The organism is Pseudomonas fluorescens, assembly GCF_000967965.1.
In the GTDB taxonomy this organism is placed as follows: Bacteria; Pseudomonadota; Gammaproteobacteria; order Pseudomonadales; family Pseudomonadaceae; genus Aquipseudomonas; species Aquipseudomonas grandcourensis.
The window spans coordinates 136228-157198 of record NZ_LACC01000013.1 but is presented as its reverse complement, the minus strand read 5'-3'; the positions used below and the strand labels follow the sequence as shown (position 1 = coordinate 157198).

Here is a 20971-nt window from a genome sequence, read left to right as displayed (position 1 = left end):
TTTTCTTATTCTCCAATCTGCAATATGGGCGTGTTGCATCGAATTGCGCTGATTGGACTGTAGGACGAGGCCTGTTGAGACGCTTCTCATCAGACGACAATGGCTTTTCATTTGGTGACAGGCAGAAACGGGATCGTCTAGCCGGTCCCGCCGTCACCTGCGCTATCATCGCCCGCTTCCACGCCCCAAGAGTCTTGAACCCGGATGCCCGACACGCTGCCACTGCCCGACGATCACCCAGCCCTGCCGCCGGTCCTGGCCGGCCCGCTGTTGCGGCGTCTGGAGCCCACGCGGCTGGTGCTGTGGCTGGTGGGATCCCGGGCGCTGGCGCTGACCTTGCGCGTGCAGGGCGTCGGCGATATCCGTCTCGATGCCGGGCAATGCACGGTGATTGCAGTGGGGGCTCATGCCTTTGTGCACTTGATCGATGTGCAACTCGATGGCGCCCTGCCCTGGGATGAGTCGATCGACTATGACCTGCTGATCGATGGCACAGAACAAGGCATCGCCGACTGGGCGCCGCACCTGCTGTATGGCGCTGCCCGTTGCCCGAACTTCGTCCTGCGCGCACGGGTCGATCAGTTGCTGCATGGCTCTTGCCGCAAGCCGCATCACCCGGCGACAGACGGCTTGCTGTGCGTCGACCAGTTGCTGGCGCAGGAACACGTGGCAAAGGACCGCCCGGCACTGCTGATGATGACGGGCGATCAGGTCTACGCCGACGATGTCGCGGGGCCGATGTTGCGGGCGATTCACGCCTTGATCGAGCGCTTGGGCCTGTTCGGAGAACACCTCGAAGGCGCCGTGGTCAGTGACAGCGCCAGGCTCTACGAGCATCCGGCCAGTTACTACCACCGCGCGGATCTGCTGCCGGCACTGCAAAGCAATGAAACCCTGCGCGAGCGATTTTTCGGTGGCGCGCGCAAGCCGATTTTCACCAGCAGCAGTGCCGACAATCACCTGGTGACCTTCGCCGAAGTCATGGCCATGTACTTGTTGGTCTGGTCGCCAGTGCCCTGGACCCTGATCGCGCCCCAGGCACCGACGCTGACGCCGGAAAGGCTCAAGCGCTACGCCCTTGAACAGACGCGCATCGATGCTTTCAAGGCAGGCCTTGGCAACGTCGCGCGGGCACTGGCGCATCTGCCGACGCTGATGATTTTCGACGACCACGACATCACCGATGACTGGAACCTTAGCGCGCAGTGGGAGGAAACGGCCTACGGCCATCCGTTCTCCCGGCGCATCATCGGCAACGCGCTGCTGGCGTACATGTTGTGCCAGGGCTGGGGCAACAATCCGGATGCTTTCGCCGCTGTGCTGGATAAGGCCGGCGCATTGAGCGACAGCGCACGCGACCGTCACCTCGACAGCACGGCTCAGGATGACTTGATCGGTGATCTGCTGAAGTTTCAGCACTGGCATTACGTGCTGCCGACCACCCCGGCCGTGGTGGTGATCGACACCCGCACCCGACGCTGGCGCAGCGAGATGAACCTCAAGCAGCCTTCCGGTTTGCTCGACTGGGAAGCCCTGAGCGAGCTGCAACAGGAACTGCTGGACCACCCGAGTGCGATCATCGTTTCGCCGGCGCCGATCTTCGGCGTCAAGCTGATTGAAACCGTGCAGCGGGTATTCAGCTGGTGCGGTTATCCACTGCTGGTGGACGCGGAAAACTGGATGGCCCATCGCGGCGCGGCACAGGTGATCCTGAACATTTTCCGGCACTCGCGCACACCGGGTAACTACGTGGTGCTGTCGGGCGATGTGCACTATTCCTTCGTCTACGAAGTGCTGATCCGCCACCGCAAGGCCGGGCCGCGCATCTGGCAGATCACCAGCAGCGGCATCAAGAACGAATTCCCCGCCACCCTGCTCGAGTGGTTCGACCGCCTCAACCGCTGGCTGTACTCGCCACGTTCACCGCTGAACTGGCTGACCAAGCGGCGACGCATGCGCATCGTGCCCCACGTGCCCGAGCACGCCGAAGCCGGTGAGCGGCTATGGAACTCGGCGGGGATCGGCCAGGTGTATTTCAATGACCTGGGGCAGCCGCAGACCATCTATCAGCACAACTCGAACGGCGCACCGAAGACCCGGATGATTGCCCCCGAGCACAGCGACTGAACCTACTGGCGATAACACGCCATGCCATTGCCCAGGTCCACCGCCAGGCAATCACCCTTGACGTCCAGCTCCAGGGTTTTGAAGACCCCGGACAAGTCGCGCATCTGTGCGGGGTTGACGCGTTCATCCCACATCAGGTCGATTGCCCGGCTGTCTGCCGCGACCTCGAACCATTGCGGGCTCTGTTCGTTGCTCAACTTCACACCGAGTCTTTTCAGGGTCTTGCCCGCGGGTGCCGGCATGAGCAGTTGCTGTTGCCGAGAATCCGTCCAGCGTTGCGACGTTTGTGAACCGTCATCGAACGACCAATAGATATCCACAGGCTTGATCGCCGGCGGTTCGGCAGTTACTCCGTAGAGCAGGGTCAAGATGTAGTTGTGATCAATCTGCGCCAGCGCTTTGGGGGCGTTGCGAAAGAACTGTTGCGACTGCTTCAGGCCAAGCTCATCCGGCTTGTCATACGTCATTTGCCCGGTCGTGCGATCAACCTTCCAGCTCAAGGAAAGAGTGCGTGTCTGGGGGGCGACGGCAAACCATTGCGGCGGTTGCTCGGCACTGCTTTGCAGGCCAACCCGGGTCAGGGTTCGCTGGTCGGAATATGGCAGGTAAAGCTGCCGGCCCACCGCGTTATTCCACAACAATTGGGCGGCTGGCCCCTGGTTGAACTCGAACGACACCATCACCGGTGCGATGCTCGGCACGGGGCTGGAGCGGGCATAACGCAGGTTCAGCACATAATTGTTTTGCGCCTGCTTGAACCTGTCGCCGCCGTCGGGCTGATGCGCGTCCTGCAGGTCTGCCAGACTGTGGGTACGACTTAAATTGAACAGCAGGTTTTCAGCGGGCGGCTCGACCGCGTCACTGCTCAAGGTCAGGGTGTTGTCGACCAGCTTCCACTGCCCTTTGGCGGAGCCTTCGGCACCGGCATACTCGATCATGGCTTCAAAGGTGTTGTCAGGCTTGAGCAATAGCCTGGAAACGATTTCCCTGGCCTGCAGCGTGTAATGCCCGGCAATGCCCGGTGTCTGCGTTGCAGCATTTACGCCTGAAACCATGCCCAACGTCATGAATAACGCAATTCGAACCCACACCTGATGGAGCTCCTTCCCCTTGAGTGAGGGTCGATTCTGTGGGTTCTCTCGGTGGGACGCCAGCGAATGAAGATGAAATTTCTCAATGCACATGAAGTGGATCTGACTCGGACTTTGATCATCGGCAACTCCGGTTCTGGCAAGAGCTGGCTGGCCGAGCGAATGGCCAGACAGTTGCAGGCGCCATGGATCGATCTGGATTCGATTCACTGGCTGTCGGACGAACATAGCCTCGCCCGCCCCCGCTCACAGGCACTGTGCCTGGCGCGGATCGCGGCCGAAGAGGAGCGCTGGGTGATCGAAGGGGTTTACGGCTGGATCGCCAGCGAAATCCTCCACCGCGCCACAGCGTTGATCTGGCTGTATATCGATGACGAGGATTGCGTCGCCAACATTCACCAACGGGAAACACAGGATGGTGAACGGTTGGAGGCATTGCTGGAGTGGGCGGGCAGCTATCGCACGCGTGATGACTCAAGTGGATTTGCTGCGCATCAGCGGTTGTTCGAAGAATTTGCCGATTCCAGGATTCAACTGATGGATCGGAAAGAAATCACCGACTTCGCCTCGCAAGTCGGAGTGATACCGATCAGTTAAGACGCAAACCTGTGGGAGCGAGCTTGCTCGCGATAGCGGAGTGTCTGTCAACGACGATATTGACTGTGTAATCGCCATCGCGAGCAAGCTCGCTCCCACAGGTATTGCGGTGCCCAAGGAGCGTATTTCAAGCCTCTTTCACCACCCCACTCACCCCTCTGACAATCATCTCCACCTCCCGCTCATCAATGGTCAGCGGCGGTAGCAGGCGAATGGTCTTGCCTCGCGTGACGTTGATCAACAAGCCGTGATCCCGGGCCGCGATCAGGCTCAGGTCGCGGATCGGTTGCTTGAGTTCGATGCCGATCATCAGACCCTGGCCGCGGATTTGCGAGACGTTCGGGTTGCCCGCCAGTTCTGTGCGCAATCTATCGAGCAGGCGTTCCCCCTGAAGCCGGGCGTTTTCCAGCAGGCCTTGTTCTTCAACGATATCCAGCACGGTGCATCCGACCCGGCAGGCCAACGGATTACCGCCGAAGGTGCTGCCGTGGCTGCCCGGCGTGAAGAGTTCGGCCGCCTTGCCACGGGCCAGGCACGCGCCAATCGGCACGCCGTTGCCCAGGCCCTTGGCCAGGGTCATGACGTCCGGGACGATGCCTTCGTGCTGGAACGCGAACCACTGGCCGGTGCGGCCGATGCCGGTCTGGATTTCATCGAGCATCAACAACCATGAGCGCCGGTTGCACAGTTCGCGCACGGCCTTGAGATAGCCCGGTGGCGCCAGTTGCACGCCGCTTTCGCCCTGGATCGGCTCCATCAGGATCGCCACGATCCGCGAACCGTGAACCTGTTGCACCTTGTCTAGCGCGTCGAGGTCGCCGAACGGCACTTTGACGAAGTCCCCCGGCAGCTTGTTGAAACCCAGGCGTACCGCCGGGCCATCGCTGGCCGACAAGGTGCCGAGGGTGCGGCCATGGAACGCGTTCTCCATGACCACCACCAGCGGCTGCTCGATGCCCTTGTGCCAGCCATGCAGCCGGGCGATTTTCAGTGCGGTTTCGTTGGCTTCGGCCCCGGAGTTGTTGAAGAACGCCCGGTCCATGCCCGCCAGCCGTGTCAGTTTCTGCGCCAGCCGCTGTTGCCAGTCGATGCTGTAGAGGTTCGAGGTGTGCAGCAGCAACCCGGCCTGTTCAGTGATGGCGGCGACGATTTTCGGGTGGGAGTGGCCGACATTGGTCACAGCCACTCCGGCGACCGCATCCAGGTATTCGCGACCAGCCTGATCCCACAGGCGAGTGCCCAGGCCCTTGTTGAAACTCAAGGCCAAGGGTTGGTAAGTGCTCATCAGGCAGGCGGCGGTCATGACATCAAGCTCCAGCAAGGGTCGGTGTTTTTGCAGTATGGTTAGCCACCCGAGCTGGATAAACACCGTAAAACTTCAATCATTTAAAAGCCGAGCTTGATAATGGATCTGTTCCAGGCAATGACCGTCTACGTGAAAGTGGTGGAGACCGGCAGCATGACCGCCGCCGCCTTGCAGTGTGATATGTCCACGACCATGGTCGGCAACCACCTCAAGGCCCTGGAGCAACGGCTGGGTGTGCGCCTGCTCAACCGCACGACGCGGCGCCAGCGGCTGACCGAGTTCGGCACCGCGTATTACCAACGCTGTTTGGAAGTGCTGGGGTTGGTGGCCGATTCCGAGCGGCTGGCCGAGCAGGCGCTGGACGAACCGAGCGGCATCTTGCGCATCACCGCGCCCCTGACCTTCGGTACCGAACGCCTGGCGCCGGCACTGAGTGAGTTCAGCCTGCAAAACCCGCGGGTGAAACTCGACGTGGTCCTGACCAACCGACGCCCGGATCTGCTGGAAAACGGTCTGGACGTAGCGTTTCGCCTCGGCGCGCTTGAGCCCTCCAACCTGATCGCCCGCCCGCTGATCGACTACACCCTGACCATGTGCGCGTCACCGGAGTACCTGGCCCGGCGCGGCACACCGCAGACTCCTGAAGACCTGCGACACCACGACTGCCTGTCCTTTGCCTATCCGGCCGGGGATGACTGGCAATCGGTGCAAAAGGAATGGCGCCTGGCCGGTCCCAACGGCGAAGTCAGCGTCGGAGTCAGCGGACCAATGTTGATCAACAGTTCGGCGGGGTTGCATCAAGCGGCGCGCACCGGCATGGGCATCGTGATGATGCCCGACGCCTTGGTCGAACAAGATCTCAAAGACGGAAAGCTGCTCGCCCTGATGCCCGACTACTGCCCGCCCAGCCGGCCGATGCACCTGGTCTATGCCCAGGATCGCCACCGTTTGCCGAAGCTGCGGCGCTTCGTCGAATTCGCTGTCCAGAGGTGGGGCAAGCACCCGTCGGCCGAATAGGCCATGCATTTACATCCCCGCCTTCACCAACACCGGCTGTTCCTGATAACGATTGGGGTACAGCTGCTTCAACTGCGCCACTTTCGGCAAGTCATTGATCACGATGTACGGATAGGTCGGATGCTCGGTCAGGAAATCCTGATGTTCCTCCTCCGCCGGGTAGAAACCGTTGAAGGTTTCCAGCTTGGTCACGATCGGCTTGTCGAAGGCATGGGCGGCGTCGAGCTGGGTGATGTAGGCCTGTGCGACCCGCTGCTGCTCGGCACTTTTGATAAAGACCGCCGAGCGATACTGGGTGCCGCTGTCCGGCCCCTGACGGTTGAGTTCGGTCGGGTTGTGTGCCACCGAAAAGTAGATCTGCAGCAAGGTGCCGTAGCTGACCTGGGCTGGATCGAAAGTGACTTCGACCGATTCCGCATGGCCGGTATTGCCGTTGCTGACGCGCTCGTATTGCGCGGTATTGGCCGCCCCGCCCGCGTAGCCGGAGACGGCGTTCTTCACGCCTTTGACATGCTGGAACACCCCTTGGACGCCCCAGAAGCAGCCGCCGGCGAACACCGCGGTTTCGCTGTGGGCCTGGGTGGTTTCGTCAAGGGCCGGCGGTGGGAGGACTACCGCCTCTTCGGCGCCACCGAAGGAGAAGGCCGAGCATTGGCTGATGATGCCGGCAGCTGCCAGCCCCAGCAGGGTACGGCGCCAGGTAAAGAGTGTTTTCATGGGGCGAACTCCTGAAGCGTTGGAAAGTAATCAGCCGAAGGTGAAGGCGTAAGCCGACGCACCCGGATCAAGAAACTCGATACTGAAAGTCCGGTCCGTCACGCCGTCGCTCTGGCGCACCAGTTGATACAAACGCTGGTCGGTCACGGTGCCGCTGCCATCGGGTGCCACGTCCATGCCGTGGGCATCGCCGGGGGCCTTGCCGTCGATCAGCACCTTGAAGCGCACCGGTTTGCCATCGGCGCCAGGGCCGAGCACCAAATGCAAATCACGGGCGTGGAAGCGATAGACGATGCGACTGGCCGGTGCACTGGCGGTGGCCCGCTCCGGGCCGACATGCCACTGGCCGCCCAGGCTCCAGTCGTTGAGGGCCAGTTGCGCCGGCGGGTTGTAGGCCGCGACCTTGTCCGGCACCAGCGCGGTTTCCGGTACGAAATGTTCCGCGCGCTGGTAACCGACATAGGTTTCCGGCGACTGCACGGCGTCGTTGTCCGGGGCCATTTGCACGCCGTCGGTCTGGGCACTGATCAGCCCGTCGGCGACCTTGGCCGCACCGGCCTCGCGCAGCAATTGCTGGATGACTCGCTCCGATTCGGCGTACGCACCTTCGCCGAAGTGGTGATAACGAATGCGCCCCTGGGCGTCGGCAAAGTAATGCGCCGGCCAGTACTCGTTGTTGAAGGCGCGCCAGATCTTGAACTCGTTATCGATGGCCACCGGGTAGGTGATGCCCAAGTCTTTCATGGCCTTGGTGACGTTGCTGACGTCGCGCTCGAAGGCAAACTCCGGCGCATGCACGCCGATCACCACCAGGCCCTGATCGCGATACTTCTCGGCCCAGGCCTTCACATAGGGCAGCGAACGCAGGCAGTTGATGCAGGAGTAGGTCCAGAAATCCACCAGCACGACCTTGCCTTTCAAGGCCTGGGCATCGAGGGGTGGCGAGTTGAGCCACTGCACGGCGCCGTCCAGCGGCGGCAGGTTGCCTTCGACCGGCAAGGTACTCGGGGTTTTGTCAGCCACTTGCACCGCACCCTCGGCGATCGAATTCGGCGCCGCACTGTTACGCGGCGACTTGCCGCTCAGTTTCTCCACCAACGTTTGCTCGATTCCGCCGGTCGACGCCGTGGAAAACCGAGCCAGAACGCCGGTATCCAGCCCCAAGGCAATCGCCGCCACTCCGGCCAGCATCGCCGCACCGAGACCGCGACGTACCCATTCGCCGGCACCAATCGAACGCTTCATCGCCGCAAAGACTTTACCGCCCAACAACAAGGCCAGCGCGAGGGACGTGGCAGCGCCGGCGGCATACGCCAGCAGCAAAAAGGTGGTTTGAATGCTGGCGCCTTGCAGCGCCGCACCGGTCAGCAGCAAACCGAGGATCGGCCCGGCGCAGGGCGCCCACAACAGGCCGGTGGCCACGCCAATGAGGAACGAAGCACCAGGACGTGGCCGCGCATCGGCACCCGCCGCTTCCGACAAACGACTGCCCGCCGCCACCAGCGGCCGGGTCAGGCGCTCGGCCAATTGCGGCAGCAACAACGTCAGTCCGAACAACGCCACGAACACCAGCGCCAGCCAGCGCCCGTACTGATTGAGTTGCACCACCCAGCCACCGCCCACCGCCGCCAATGTGGCGACCAACGCGAACGTCAGCGCCATGCCCACCAGCAGCGGCAATCCGCTTTTGACGAAGGGTTGCCCGGTGCGGGCGAAGACAAACGGCAACACCGGCAGAATGCACGGGCTGACAATCGTCAGCACACCACCGAGATAAGCGAGGACCAGCAGCCACATGGCGATTACCTGCAAAAAGTGAGTGGTAGGGAATCACACCGTCTTGGGCACGAATTTCATCGCCAGGCCGTTCATGCAGTAACGCAGGCCGGTGGGTTTCGGGCCGTCGTCGAAGACATGCCCCAGATGCCCGCCGCAGCGCCGGCAATGAACCTCTTCGCGGACCATGCCGAACGCACGGTCCTGGCGGGTGGCCACGGCCTTGTCCAGGGGTGCCCAGAAACTCGGCCAACCGGTGCGGCTGTCGAATTTGGTCGCCGAGGAAAACAGCGGCAGGTCGCAACCGGCGCAGGCGAAGGTGCCATCGCGGTGCTCGTTGTTCAGCGGGCTGCTGTAGGCCCGTTCGGTGCCCTCTTCGCGCAGGATGTCGTACTGCTCATCGCTGAGGATGGCGTGCCATTCTTTGTCACTGTGGGTCACTTCGAATGCCTCCGCTGCGCTGGCCTCGCTGATTAATGCGCTGCCTGTGGAAAACTTCGGCAACAGGCCGATCGCCAGGGTTGCCACCCCCAGTCCGCCGCTCACTAGAAGAAATTGCCGTCGTGAAAACATGCTCGTCTCCAAAAAATCCAGGGGTGTTTCATGGAACACAGCCTAGGCTTTGGGTGATCGCCAAATCCTCACGGGAAGTTAAACAATTCGTGATAACTCGGGCGCCGAAAAACCCGCACAATGCGCCCATTGCGCCGAAGGATTGAGCTGTATGGAACAGACCAAACGCGTCCTCGTGGTCGAGGATGACCAGCACATCGCCGACCTGATCTGCCTGCATCTTCGCGATGAGCAGTTCGAGGTGGTGCACAGCGCCGATGGCGATGAGGGCATGCGCCTGCTGCAACAGGGCAACTGGGACGCACTGGTCCTCGACCTGATGCTGCCCGGTGTCGACGGCCTGGAAATCTGCCGCCGCGCCCGGGCCATGGCCCGCTACACGCCGATCATCATCACCAGCGCGCGCTCCAGCGAAGTGCACCGGATTCTCGGCCTGGAACTGGGTGCCGACGACTATCTGGCCAAGCCCTTTTCCATGCTTGAGCTGGTGGCCCGGGTCAAAGCGTTGCTGCGCCGGGTCGATGCCATGGCGCGCAACCTGAAGATGGACGCCGGCAGCCTGCTCCTTGACGGCCTGGCCATCGACCCGATCACCCGCGAAGTGGCCCTCGACGGACGACGCCTGGACCTCACGCCACGGGAATTCGACTTGCTGTACTTCTTCGCCCGCCAGCCCGGCAAGGTGTTTTCGCGCATGGACCTGCTCAATGCCGTGTGGGGCTACAGCCACGAAGGCTACGAGCACACGGTCAACACCCACATCAACCGCCTGCGCGCCAAGATCGAGGCCGACCCGGCGCAACCGGTGCGCATCCTCACGGTCTGGGGGCGAGGCTACAAATTCGCCACAGGCGAGGAGCCGCAGCCATGAGGCTGACCCTGACGCAACGCCTGTCCCTGGTGTTCGCCGTGCTGCTGCTGGTGTGCTGCGGCACCTCGGCGTGGTTGCAAGTGCGCTCCAACCAGATGCATGAGCAGGAAGTGGTGCAAGGCTTGTCCCGGGACCTGGCGCAGCACATCGCCAGCGACACGGTGCTGATGGACACCCAGGGCCTGATGCCCAATGCCGTGCGTGACCTGTTCAGCAAACTGATGCAGGTTAATCCGAGCGTCGAGGTGTACCTGCTCGATTCCGCAGGCAAGATTGTCGGCAGCGCCGCGCCCGAGGGCCGGATCCGTCGTGAGCGGATCGACCTGGCACCGATCCAGCGCCTGTTGCGGGGCGATGCCCTGCCGATTCTCGGCGACGACCCGCGCAGCGTCGATACACGCAAGGTGTTCAGCGCGGCACCGCTGAAGGTCGACGGCAAGCCGGCCGGATATCTCTACGTGGTGTTGCTCGGCGAGGATCACGACCGCCTGGCCGAACGCGGTGCGACCAGCGCGGCGCTCAACACAGCGCTGTTGTCCATCGGCCTGGTGGCGCTGCTGTGCCTGATCGCCGGTCTCACGGCGTTTGCCTTGATTACCCGGCCGTTGCGTCGCCTGACCGAAACCGTCAGCCAGTTCGACATCGATGGCGTCCCGGTCACACCAGCCCTGCCCGTCGCGGTGGAAAAAGCCGCCAGCCACGATGAAATCGCTGTGCTCGATGCGGCGTTCCGGCAGATGCAGGCACGCCTGGGCGAACAATGGCGCTCATTGACCCGCCAGGATCAGGAACGCCGCGAACTGGTGGCGAACATCTCCCACGACTTGCGCACGCCGCTGGCCTCGTTGCACGGTTATCTGGAAACCCTGTCGCTCAAGGACGCCACGCTGTCCCCTGCCGACCGCCGTCGCTACCTCGGCATCGCCCTGGACCAGAGCCGCAAGGTCGGCGGTCTGGCGCAGTCGCTGCTGGAACTGGTGCGGCTGGAACATGGTTTTGTGCAACCGGTGCTGGAACGCTTTTCCCTGACCGACCTGGCCCAGGACATCTTCCAGAAATTCGAACTCACCGCCGAGGCGCGCAAAGTCGAACTCAAGGCCACCTTTGCGCCGAATGCCTCGGCGGCCTGCGCGGACCTCGGGTTGATCGAGCGGGTGCTGACCAACCTGTTCGACAACGCCCTGCGCCATACCCCGGTCGGTGGCGAAGTCGAGCTAGGCCTGCGCCCGCAAGGTTCATTCATCGAAGTCACGGTCAGCGATACCGGCCCCGGCATCGCCCCGGAACTGCGCGAAGGGTTGTTCCTGCGTCCGTTCAATATCGGCGGCGCACGGCGTGATGGCGGGTTGGGGCTGCGGATCGTGCATCGCATCCTGCAATTGCATGGGCGCGAGATTCAGTTGATCGATGTGCCGGGGCGGGGTGCGACCTTTCGTTTTTCGTTGCCGATTGATGAAGAGACAGCGTCTGCGTTGGCGGTGCGGTCGATGAACTTGAATACACCGCGACAGGCCTGACAGTCCGAGGCGCCTGCATCGCGGGCAAGCCACGCTCCCACAGGTTCTCGGTTGTTCGCGGATTTTTCATCCACCCACTGACCCTGTGGGAGCGGCGGTGCGGCGATCCGACTTGCCCGCGAAGGGGCCAGCCGAAACAACACAGGACTCAGATCAGTCGCGGTAACCCGGCGCCACCCGATCCAGCATCCTCAACAACGCCGCCCAGGCCAGTTGCATGGCATCCGGATCACTCAGCTCCCCCTCCTCCAACGGCCGCCCCAGATCATTGAACTGCCGTTCGGTATGCGCGCAGACCTCGTGCGACGGCAGAACAACTTCACCGGCGGCTTGGGCGGCCAACTGGATTTCACAGGCTTTTTCCAGGTAGTACATGCGCAGGAATGCCTGGCTCACGGTCTCGCCCACCGTCAGCAAACCATGGTTGCGCAGCATCAGTACCGACTTGTCGCCCAGGTCCGCCACCAACCTTTTTTGCTCGCTCAGGTCCAGCGCGACACCTTCGTAGTCGTGGTAAGCGACCCGACCATAGAACTCCATGGAAATCTGGTTCACTGGCAACAACCCGCACTTCAACGCCGCCACCGCACAACCGGATTTGGTGTGGGTGTGCAGCACGCATTGCGCATCTTCACGGGCGCCGTGGATGGCGCTGTGGATCACGAAACCGGCCGGGTTGACCGGGTACGCCGAAGGCTCCACGGCGTGACCATCGAGGTTGATCTTCACCAGGTTGGACGCAGTGATCTCATCGAACATCAGCCCGTAAGGGTTGATCAGAAAGTGATGCTCCGGCCCCGGGATGCGCACCGAAATGTGAGTGAAGATCAGATCGGTCATGCGAAAGTGCGCCACCAGCCGATAGCAGGCAGCGAGTTCTTCACGCAAACGTTGTTCGGTCGCAGTCATGCGCTCACCTTCACGGTGCAGGCCTCAAGCCCCTGCCCCAACGCTTCCCAGCCGTCGAAACCACGGCGGGCGATAAACACCAGGCGTGTGGTCTTTGCTTGGGCTTCATCCGTGGCCGGCAGAAACTGACTGCGGGTGCCGACGTGTTGCAGCCAATGCGCCTTGTTGCCCTGCGCCAGCTTCACCAGCCCCTTGACCCGGAACACATCGCCGGGCAGCGCCTGCAACCAGCCACGCAATCCCTCGGCATCAAGCGCCACGTCGCTCTGCCACAGCCAACTGCTGAACATCTCGCCGTGATCGCCATCGGACACCCGTGTCAGCGGTTTCACTGTGCGCGGCTCAAGGTCCAGATCGGTGTCGAGCCACAGCGCATCCGGCAACTGCGCCTGCACGCTTTCGTGGATTCGTGTCCGCAGTCCCAGAGCTTCGCGCAACGCCCGCAATTGCGTCTCGTCGACTAGATCGGTCTTGTTCAACAACAGCAAATCGGCAGCCGCCACCTGCGCCCTGGCCAGCCGCGCGTATTCGCCGTCGAGTTGCAGATGACGGGTGGCGTCGACCACGGTGATGACCATGTCCAGTTGCATCTGGCTGCGCAGCTGTGGATAAGCCAGGGTCTGCACGATGCGCTGCGGGTCGGACACGCCGCTGCACTCGATGACGATGCGCTCCAGCCGTGGCTCCAATTGCGCCAGGCTGCCCAGTTGCGCCAGCAGGTCTTCCTGTACGGTGCAGCAGATGCAGCCGTTCTGCAGGCTGTACACCGCGTCGGTGACTTCGGAAACGATGGCTGCATCGATGTTCAGCTCGCCGAAATCGTTGACGATCACCGCCAGTCGACTGCCTTCGGCACGGCGCACCATGCGGTTGAGTAGCGTGGTTTTGCCGGCGCCGAGAAACCCCGAGACGACGGTCACGGCGATGCGTGGGGACGTCATTCTGCCTTGCCCTCCAGCACCGGTGGCTCGCCCTGCCACACGGCCTTGAGGCCGACTGCTTCGAGCGTCGAATGGCGGTCGTAGACCAGTTGCCCTTCAACAAAGGTCAGCAGCACCTGGGTCTTGTGGATGTAGTTGCGCGCAGGCTTGGCGAACAGGTCGCGGTCGATGACGATCAGGTCCGCCGCCTTGCCCACTTGCAGGCTGCCGGTGCTGTGTTCCAGGCCCATGGCAACGGCGCCGTTGCTGGTGATCACGGTCAGCGCCTGTTCAAGGCTGATCGGGTCGCCGAAGCAGGCCGGGTCATCGTTCCACGGGTTCTGCCGGGTGATCATGGTTTCCAGCGCCAGCCACGGGTCGATGGACGCCACCGGCCAGTCGGTGCCCATCACCGCGGTGCCACCGGCGGCGAGCACGCCTTTGAAATCGTAGATGCGCTTGAGACGTTCCTGACCATAGCCGGAACGCGCACCGCTGGCGAACGGTGTCGGGTACCAGGCAGCCGGGGAGAATTCGGCGATGACGTTGAGCTCCTTGAAGCGCGGCAGGTTGCCCGGATGCAGCAAGGTGCTGTGGGCGCACTGGTGGCGTACGCCGCTGAAACCGTTGCGACGACGGGCCTCGGCCACGGCATCGAGGAACACGTCCGACGCGCCGTCGCCGGTGCAGTGGGCAATCACGCGGATGCCCTTGCGGTCCATGTCCACCACCATGTCGGTGATGTGTTCCGGGGTCAGGTTGAGCTTGCCGCGCCAGCTTTTTTCCTGCGGCCATGGGGTCAGCAGGTACGAAGACTTCGGCTCAACGGTACCGTCGAAGTGGAACTTCACCGCGTTGGCGCTCAGGCGCGCGCTGCGGTAGTAGTGACGCTCACCGGCCAGCAGTTCCCAGCGACGACGCACCGGGAAAATGTCGTCCTGCCAACTGATCGCCGCTTCGATGCGCACCGTCAGTTCGCCGCTGTCGTCCAGTTCCTTGAGGGCCTGCAAGCGCTGTTCGCAGACGTGCACATACTTGCTCGCAGTAACGCCGCGCGAGCTCTGGAAGTGCACGCCATCGCGATAGGCGCGGCGCAGCACGCTGACCGGGGTCGGTGGCATCGCGGCGTGAATCATCGCGTAGGCGCCGTCGATCATCAGGCCGGTGGGTTCGCCGGTCAGTTCATCACGCTCGAAATAGCCGTTGCGCGGGTCGGAGGTGTTGCCATCGATCCCGGCCAGTTCCAGTGCTTTGGAGTTGACCATCATGGTGCCCCACATGCGGTCGAGCAGCGCTACCGGGCGGTCCGGCATCACGCTGTCGAGCCAGGCGCGGCCCGGGGTCAAACCGGCTTCGCGGAAGGTGTAGCGCACCCAGTACTGACCGTAGATCCAGCCGTCGCCGGGATGGCTGTCGGCATAAGCGAGGATGCTTTCGCGCAGTTGTTCCGGGGTCGGGTCTTCGATGCCGACGTCAAGGTCGTCGCTGTAGCGCGGCGCCAACGCGAGGTCGGGATGCGTGTGCATATCGTGCAGGCCGGGCATGCAGAACGCGCCTTGCAGGTCATGCACGCGGGTGTTCGGGCCCTTGAACATCTCGATCTGGCCGAGTCTGGCGACACCGATCAACTTGCCGTCGCGGATGGCCACGGCCTCGGCCCATGGATTAGCGGGGTCCTGGGTGTAGATACGCCCGTTGGCGAGGATCAGGTCGGCGTAGGTCCCCTGCACGGAATGGGTAGAGGAAAAGTTATCGGACTCAGCCATGTAAGCCACCTTTGAGTTCAGGAGATTGAAAGGTCCACCGGGCGCCAGGCGGGTCGGGAACCTGAAATAACTGTTGTTGTTCTAGTCAACCGGCAATGTCGCAGGCAGCACCTTTTGATTGTGGGCCGGAGCATTTCGATGACAATTAGCGCTAGTATTGTTGAATCAACCGATACAACAATCGATTTTTTTTGGCCTGACTGTTCGATTTAAGTCACCATATATGAGAACAAACACTGACCTTGAGGCGAGGGAGCTTGCTCCCGCTCGACTGCGCAGCAGGCGCAAAGCTCGACAACCGATGTAATTGGGGCCGCTACGCGACCCAACGGGAGCAAGCTCCCTCGCCACAGGGGCAGCGTCGTGCTTTCGTGTTCCTTTAACCTTTGAACGGGATGATTTATGCGATTTCCTTCGATGACAGCCCTTCGTGCGCTGGATGCGGTTGCCCGCACAGGCAGCGTGTCGGTCGCGGCCCGTGAACTGAACCTGACCCGCAGCGCCATCAGCCACCAGATCAGCAAGCTGGAGGAATGCGTCGGCTTCGCCCTGACCGAACGGATTGGCCGTGGCATTGGCCTGACGTACCAAGGCGAGCGCTATGCGCGGGAGGTGCACGGGATTCTGCTGAACCTGCTCGATGCCGGGCAGTTGATCGACGATCAGGAAATCTCCGGCCGGCTGTGCGTCAGTTGTGCGCCGGGGTTCGCCACCTATTGGCTGTGCCACCACATCGGTGCATTTTTGCGGCAGTACCCGCAAGTGCAGTTGCAGCTGATTTCCCCACGCACACCGGACGACACCAACAACCCCAACGTCGACCTGTTCATCGCCTATGGGATTGGCGACTGGCCGGAAATGAATGTTGAAGAGATTGTGGCTCTGCGCTTCTTCCCGGTATGCAGCCCTCGCCTGATCAACGCCCTGGGCGGACTGAAAAACCCGCAGGAGCTCAGCACTTACCCCTTGCTGCACATGACCGACTACTCGGACTGGCGCATCTGGCTGACCGCCGCCGGCGCTTCGGGGGTCAATGCGTTGAGCGGCATCCTGTTCTCCGATGCCCACTGCGCACAGTCCGCCTGCATTGCCGGCCAGGGCATCGCCATCGGCGACAACCTGATCAGCGGCGATGCCTTGTCCAAGGGTTTGCTGGTGCGGCCGTTCGACATCGGCATCGATCTGCACCGTGGTTATTACCTGGCCACCGACCCGCAGAAAGCTGACCGCGCGGTGGTCCAGGCCTTCAGCAACTGGGTCAAGACACAGCTGCAATCGTCCCGCCAGACCTGGCAGGACACCCTGTAACAACACATCCCCCTGTAGGAGCGAGCTTGCTCGCGAAAAACCAGAGAGCACCTTTGTGTGTCAGGTTTTTCGCATCATCGTTATCGACCATCGCGAGCAAGCTCGCTCCTACAGAGGCTGTGTTAATTGGGTAATTAAACTAACCAATACGGGCAAAATAATTCCATTGATGTAGCGATACTTTTAACAATAATGAACCCAAAGCCCATTTCGGATTCACATCCGTCCTCGCACGTCTATGGGCAATAAAAAGAGGAACCTCATTGTGTCCAGCCGTTCAGCGATCCAGCTCAGCGCTCAAGGTATCAGCCAGTATTACGGCCGTTTCGCGGCGCTGGATAACGTCGACCTCGACGTTCGCCAAGGCGAGTTTCTGACCCTGCTGGGTCCGTCCGGCTCGGGCAAGACCACCTTGCTGATGATACTGGCCGGCTTCCTCAGCCCGACTTCGGGCAAGCTGATGGAGCAAGGCGTCGACATTATCCGGCGCTCCGCCGAGAAGCGGAACTACGGCATGGTGTTCCAGGGTTATGCGCTGTTCCCGCACATGAGCGTGGCCGACAACGTGGCCTATCCGCTGCGCATCCGTAAAGTCCCGGCCGAAGAACGCAATCGCCGGGTCAAGCACATTCTTGAAGTGGTCGGCCTCGGTGCGCACATGCACAAGAAGCCCGCCGAGATGTCCGGCGGCCAGCAGCAGCGTGTGGCGATTGCCCGGGCGCTGGTGTTCGAACCCGAACTGCTGTTGCTCGACGAGCCGCTGTCGGCGCTGGACAAGAACCTGCGCGAACAACTGCAAACCGAGTTGCAACGCATCCACCGTCAGGTCGGCACCAGTTTCGTGTTCGTCACCCACGACCAGAACGAAGCCCTGGCCCTGTCCTCGCGCATCGCGATTTTCAACCACGGCAAGCTGACCCAGGTCGACACCCCGGAAAACATCTACAACCGCCCCGAGAGCCGTTTCGTCGCCGAGTTCCTGGGCAAGATGAACCTGTTCCCGCTGGACAACCTGACCCGCAACGGCCAGACCGCCAGCGGCCGCTGCGGCACCAACGTATTGCACGCCCAGGCCCCGAACGCACTGAGCGCGGCACCGATCGTGCTGGCCGTGCGCCCGGAGCACATGGAACTGCACAGCGAGTGCCCGACCACGGAGGGCTACAACGTGATGCCCGCGCAACTTACCGACAAGGTCTACCAGGGCTCCAGTACCCATCTGGCGCTCAAGGTCGGCGGCGATACGCTGCCGATCAACCTGTCCGTGCCCGGCAATCACCCGGGCGCGCTGATGTCCAGCGGCGCGCCGGTGTGGCTGAGCTGGCCGGTGCAGCAAAGCTTCCTGCTGCAGGCCTGACCCCAAAAAACTGCGTCACAAAGCTCTCTTCCAACGACAACAAAAAAGGTCGGTGTGCGCTGCCACACCCGCCGCTTGAGGACTTGCCCATGCGCCAGGATCACCAACAAGACTGCATCGAAGTGCTTATCGAAAAGACCCGTGACGGTCAGATCAACCGCCGCACCTTTATCCAGGCCATGGGCCTGCTGGCCGCGGTGCCATTGGCGCTGCGCAGCGGCATCAGCTGGTCGGCGGACAAGCCGCTGGTGGTGGTCAACTGGGGCGGCGATGCCCTGAACGCGTTCCGTTCGGCGTGGACTGACACCTTCACCAAAAACACCGGCATCCAGGTGCGCATCGATGGCGCCGGCCCGACCGAAGGCGCGATCCGCTCGCAACTGGCCAGCGGGCAACCGAGCTGGGACGTGGTCGATGTCGAGAGCTACAGCGCCCTCGTGCTGGGCCGGGAAAAGATCCTGCAACCGCTGGACTACAACACCATCAAGCGCGATCAGGTGGCCCCGGCGCTGTCCTCCGATTTCGGTATCGCCAGCTATCAGTTCAGCTACGTCATGGCCTGGGACAGCGAAAAGTTCGGCGAAAACGGACCCAAGACCTGGGCCGATTTCTGGGACGTGAAGAAATTCCCCGGCAAACGCACGCTGTACAAGTGGATGAACGGCATGCTCGAAGCCGCACTGCTGGCCGACGGCGTTCCGCCTGATCAGCTGTACCCGCTGGACGTGCCACGGGCGATGAAGAAGATCGACGAGATCAAGCCTCACGTCCTGTCGTTCTGGAGCTCGGGTGCCGAGAGCCAGCAACTGATGGTCGAAGGCGAAGTGTCGATCGGCGCGATCTGGCACACCCGCGCCAAGCTGCTCAGCGAAGACACCGACAACCGCGTGCGCTGGAGCTTCGACAACGGTTTCATCAACTCCAGCAGTTGGGCGGTGTTGAACGGCAACCCCGGCGGCACGCAACCGACCATGCAGTTCATTCAGCAAGCGTTGCAACCCGAAGGCCAGCTCAAGCTGTTCGAACTGCTGGGCAACGGGCCTTCCAACAGCGCCACGCAAAAACTGATGTCGGCCAAGCAACTGGAAGCCAACTGCGCCTCCGAAGAAAACCTGAAAAAGCAGATCGCCCTCAACGCCCAGTGGTACGCCGACAACTACTCAAAAGCCCTGGAAGAGTACCTGACGCGGTTGTCCAAGTGAGCCTGTGACCATGACTACCACCCTGGCCTCAACCCTGACCCACCCCAAGCCCCGGTTCAGCTCGCCGGGCCTGGAGCGCGGCCTGCTGCTGTTTCCGCTGCCGGTGTTGCTGCTGGTCTTCTACGTGCTGCCGTTTCTCGGCGTGGTCGGCTGGAGCTTCTCGCTGCCGACACCGGGCATCGAGCAGTACCAGCGCATCGCCACGGACCCGGCGATCCACGAAATGCTCTGGCGCACCATGCGCCTGTGCCTGACCGTCAGCTGCCTGGCGTTGGTGATCGGTTATCTGCTGGCCTACTGCTGGGTGTTCAGCCCGCCGTTCTGGCAGCGCGTGGTGGAGATCTGCATCTTCATCCCGTTCTGGATTTCCGTACTGGTGCGGGCCTTCGGCTGGTTGATCGCCCTGCGCAGCAACGGCGTGCTCAACAATGGGCTGATGGGCATGGGGTTGATCGATCAACCGCTGCAATTGAGCCGCAATGAAATCGGCGTGGTCATCGGCATGCTCCACGTGATGATTCCGTACGCGGTATTCCCGCTGCTGTCGACCATGCGTCAACTGGATCAGCGTGTGCTCATGGCGTCACGGGGCCTGGGTGCCGGTGCCTTGCGCACCTTCTGGCAAGTGCTGCTGCCGCAGACCCTGCCGGGCATTCTTGGCGCGTTCATCATGGTCTTCGTGTTCTGCCTGGGCTTCTTCATCACCCCGGTGCTGTTGGGTGGCGGGCAAACGGTGATGATCGCCGAATACGTGTTCCTGCAAATGTTCCAGACCAGCAACTGGGGCCTGGGGGCTGCGCTCAGCGTGGTGTTGCTGGCCCTGGTCAGCGCGCTGATCTGGGTGCTGTTGAAAATGACCCGCGTGAACCGACTGGTAGGCTGAGATCACTATGAATACCCATCGCACAAGCCTGAGTACCCGGCTGCTGGCCGTGGTCGCCATGGCCTTCATGCTGTTCCCGCTGCTGACGGTCATTCCGGTGTCGTTCACCAGCAAACGCTTCCTGTCGATGCCCGAAGGCAACTGGTCGCTGCGCCACTACGAGGCGCTGGTGAGCAACCCTGACTGGTTCCACGCCATCAGCCAGAGCCTGACCATCGCCTTCGCCACCAGCATTATCGCCACGTTGCTGGCGGCCAGTTTCAGCCTCGGCATCTGGTACATGCGCTCCAAATGGGCCACGGCGCTGATGGGCCTGGTGCTATTGCCGATGGCAATTCCGCCGGTGATTTCGGCACTGGTGCTGTACTTCATGGAGACCAAGCTCGGCCGCTTCGCACCGGGCATGGGCTACGACACCCTGACCGGCGTGGTGATTGCCCACGTGATCATGGTGGTGCCGTACGGCGTGGTGACCATGCTGGTTGCCCTCAGCCAGATCGACCGGCGCATCGAACTGGCCTCGCGCAACCTCGGCGCCAGCCTGATGCAGACCACGTTCATGGTGATTTTGCCAAACCTGAAACTGGGCCTGGCCTCCACCGCCCTGCTGGGTTTCGCCCTGTCCTGGGAAGAGGTCGCGGTGACGCTGTTCATCACCAGCGTCAATGTCGACACCTTGCCCAAACGCATCTGGAGCGGCTTGCGCGATAACGTCGACCCGAGCGTCGCGGCGATTTCGGTGTTGCTGATCAGCCTGACCTTGCTGGTGCTGATCGGCAGGCTGGTGGTTCAGCATCTGGCGGATAAACGGGCGCAAAAGCTGCAGCATTCCTGACACACCCTGTAGGAGCGAGCCTGCTCGCGATGGTCTCAAGGGCAACGCGTTCATACAGAATGAATGCGTTATCGTTAACGTCCATCGCGAGCAGGCTCGCTCCTACAGGGAGCAAATAAATGACCAGCCGCCCGTTGATCCGTGACAACGCCGCCCCGGTCCAATAGATTAGGCGACCTGAAAAAGCCCCCGGGCTTTC

At 62.0% G+C, this 20971-nt stretch carries 18 protein-coding genes; 10 read left to right on the top strand and 8 right to left on the bottom strand.

Annotated elements, in window-relative coordinates:
- The first annotated feature begins 204 nt into the window (after positions 1 to 204).
- Positions 205 to 2127, top strand: a complete 1923-nt coding sequence (locus VC35_RS11955) for an alkaline phosphatase D family protein (protein WP_046040233.1) — start codon at positions 205 to 207, stop codon at positions 2125 to 2127.
- Between the two features lie 2 nt (positions 2128 to 2129).
- Here VC35_RS11955 and VC35_RS28365 read toward each other — a convergent pair whose 3' ends face one another.
- On the bottom strand, positions 2130 to 3182 hold the full coding sequence (locus VC35_RS28365; RefSeq protein ID WP_185754769.1) for a hypothetical protein: 1053 nt from the start codon (positions 3180 to 3182) through the stop codon (positions 2130 to 2132).
- Between the two features lie 132 nt (positions 3183 to 3314).
- Here VC35_RS28365 and VC35_RS11945 point away from each other — a divergent pair, with 132 nt between their 5' ends.
- Positions 3315 to 3815 (top strand): P-loop NTPase family protein, encoded by a 501-nt coding sequence (locus VC35_RS11945; protein ID WP_046040287.1) that lies wholly within the window; start codon positions 3315 to 3317, stop codon positions 3813 to 3815.
- A 127-nt stretch (positions 3816 to 3942) separates the two neighbouring features.
- Here VC35_RS11945 and VC35_RS11940 read toward each other — a convergent pair whose 3' ends face one another.
- Positions 3943 to 5118 (bottom strand): aspartate aminotransferase family protein, encoded by a 1176-nt coding sequence (locus tag VC35_RS11940; RefSeq protein ID WP_046040232.1) that lies wholly within the window; start codon positions 5116 to 5118, stop codon positions 3943 to 3945.
- A 102-nt stretch (positions 5119 to 5220) separates the two neighbouring features.
- Here VC35_RS11940 and VC35_RS11935 point away from each other — a divergent pair, with 102 nt between their 5' ends.
- Positions 5221 to 6138: a LysR family transcriptional regulator gene (locus VC35_RS11935; RefSeq protein ID WP_046040231.1), complete on the top strand. Its 918-nt coding sequence runs from the start codon at positions 5221 to 5223 to the stop codon at positions 6136 to 6138.
- A 9-nt stretch (positions 6139 to 6147) separates the two neighbouring features.
- Here the strand turns inward: VC35_RS11935 and msrA are convergent, their stop codons facing one another.
- Genes msrA through msrB form a run of 3 tightly spaced genes read right to left on the bottom strand, consistent with a single transcriptional unit; the run spans position 6148 to position 9204 of the window.
- Positions 6148 to 6855, bottom strand: a complete 708-nt coding sequence (msrA, locus tag VC35_RS11930; protein WP_046040230.1) for a peptide-methionine (S)-S-oxide reductase MsrA — start codon at positions 6853 to 6855, stop codon at positions 6148 to 6150.
- A gap of 30 nt (positions 6856 to 6885) precedes the next feature.
- Entirely contained in the window at positions 6886 to 8652 is a 1767-nt protein-coding gene (locus tag VC35_RS11925) for a cytochrome c biogenesis protein DipZ (protein WP_046040229.1), read from the bottom strand.
- A 33-nt stretch (positions 8653 to 8685) separates the two neighbouring features.
- On the bottom strand, positions 8686 to 9204 hold the full coding sequence (msrB, locus tag VC35_RS11920; protein ID WP_046040228.1) for a peptide-methionine (R)-S-oxide reductase MsrB: 519 nt from the start codon (positions 9202 to 9204) through the stop codon (positions 8686 to 8688).
- A 151-nt stretch (positions 9205 to 9355) separates the two neighbouring features.
- Here msrB and VC35_RS11915 point away from each other — a divergent pair, with 151 nt between their 5' ends.
- A complete protein-coding gene (locus VC35_RS11915; RefSeq protein WP_046040226.1) occupies positions 9356 to 10075 on the top strand; it encodes a response regulator transcription factor in 720 nt (239 codons plus the stop codon).
- Entirely contained in the window at positions 10072 to 11592 is a 1521-nt protein-coding gene (locus tag VC35_RS11910) for a sensor histidine kinase (RefSeq protein WP_046040224.1), read from the top strand. The genes VC35_RS11915 and VC35_RS11910 overlap by 4 nt, the downstream gene beginning before the upstream one ends.
- Before the next feature lie 153 nt (positions 11593 to 11745).
- On the opposite strand, the gene VC35_RS11905 is transcribed toward VC35_RS11910, so the two are convergent.
- Genes VC35_RS11905 through VC35_RS11895 form a run of 3 tightly spaced genes read right to left on the bottom strand, consistent with a single transcriptional unit; the run spans position 11746 to position 15187 of the window.
- Positions 11746 to 12501 carry a class II aldolase/adducin family protein gene (locus VC35_RS11905; protein ID WP_046040222.1) on the bottom strand — a complete coding sequence of 252 codons (756 nt, stop codon included), beginning with the start codon at positions 12499 to 12501 and terminating at the stop codon, positions 11746 to 11748.
- Positions 12498 to 13442, bottom strand: a complete 945-nt coding sequence (locus tag VC35_RS11900) for a CobW family GTP-binding protein (protein WP_046040221.1) — start codon at positions 13440 to 13442, stop codon at positions 12498 to 12500. Before VC35_RS11900 ends, VC35_RS11905 begins: the two co-directional genes overlap by 4 nt.
- Positions 13439 to 15187, bottom strand: a complete 1749-nt coding sequence (locus tag VC35_RS11895) for an amidohydrolase (protein ID WP_046040219.1) — start codon at positions 15185 to 15187, stop codon at positions 13439 to 13441. The genes VC35_RS11900 and VC35_RS11895 overlap by 4 nt, the downstream gene beginning before the upstream one ends.
- 402 nt (positions 15188 to 15589) lie before the next feature.
- Here VC35_RS11895 and VC35_RS11890 point away from each other — a divergent pair, with 402 nt between their 5' ends.
- The 5 genes from VC35_RS11890 to VC35_RS11870 all read left to right on the top strand — a co-directional run bounded on the left by VC35_RS11890 (position 15590) and on the right by VC35_RS11870 (position 20772).
- The gene (locus VC35_RS11890) at positions 15590 to 16495 is read left to right on the top strand and encodes a LysR substrate-binding domain-containing protein (RefSeq protein ID WP_046040217.1); all 906 of its coding nucleotides are present in this window, start codon (positions 15590 to 15592) and stop codon (positions 16493 to 16495) included.
- A 265-nt stretch (positions 16496 to 16760) separates the two neighbouring features.
- Positions 16761 to 17852 carry an ABC transporter ATP-binding protein gene (locus VC35_RS11885; RefSeq protein WP_080925300.1) on the top strand — a complete coding sequence of 364 codons (1092 nt, stop codon included), beginning with the start codon at positions 16761 to 16763 and terminating at the stop codon, positions 17850 to 17852.
- 89 nt (positions 17853 to 17941) lie between these two features.
- Entirely contained in the window at positions 17942 to 19054 is a 1113-nt protein-coding gene (locus VC35_RS11880; protein WP_046040213.1) for an ABC transporter substrate-binding protein, read from the top strand.
- Between the two features lie 10 nt (positions 19055 to 19064).
- Positions 19065 to 19937, top strand: coding sequence for an ABC transporter permease (locus VC35_RS11875; protein ID WP_046040211.1), 873 nt, complete (start codon positions 19065 to 19067; stop codon positions 19935 to 19937).
- Between the two features lie 7 nt (positions 19938 to 19944).
- Positions 19945 to 20772, top strand: coding sequence for an ABC transporter permease (locus VC35_RS11870; protein WP_046040210.1), 828 nt, complete (start codon positions 19945 to 19947; stop codon positions 20770 to 20772).
- The last annotated feature ends 199 nt before the right edge of the window (positions 20773 to 20971 follow it).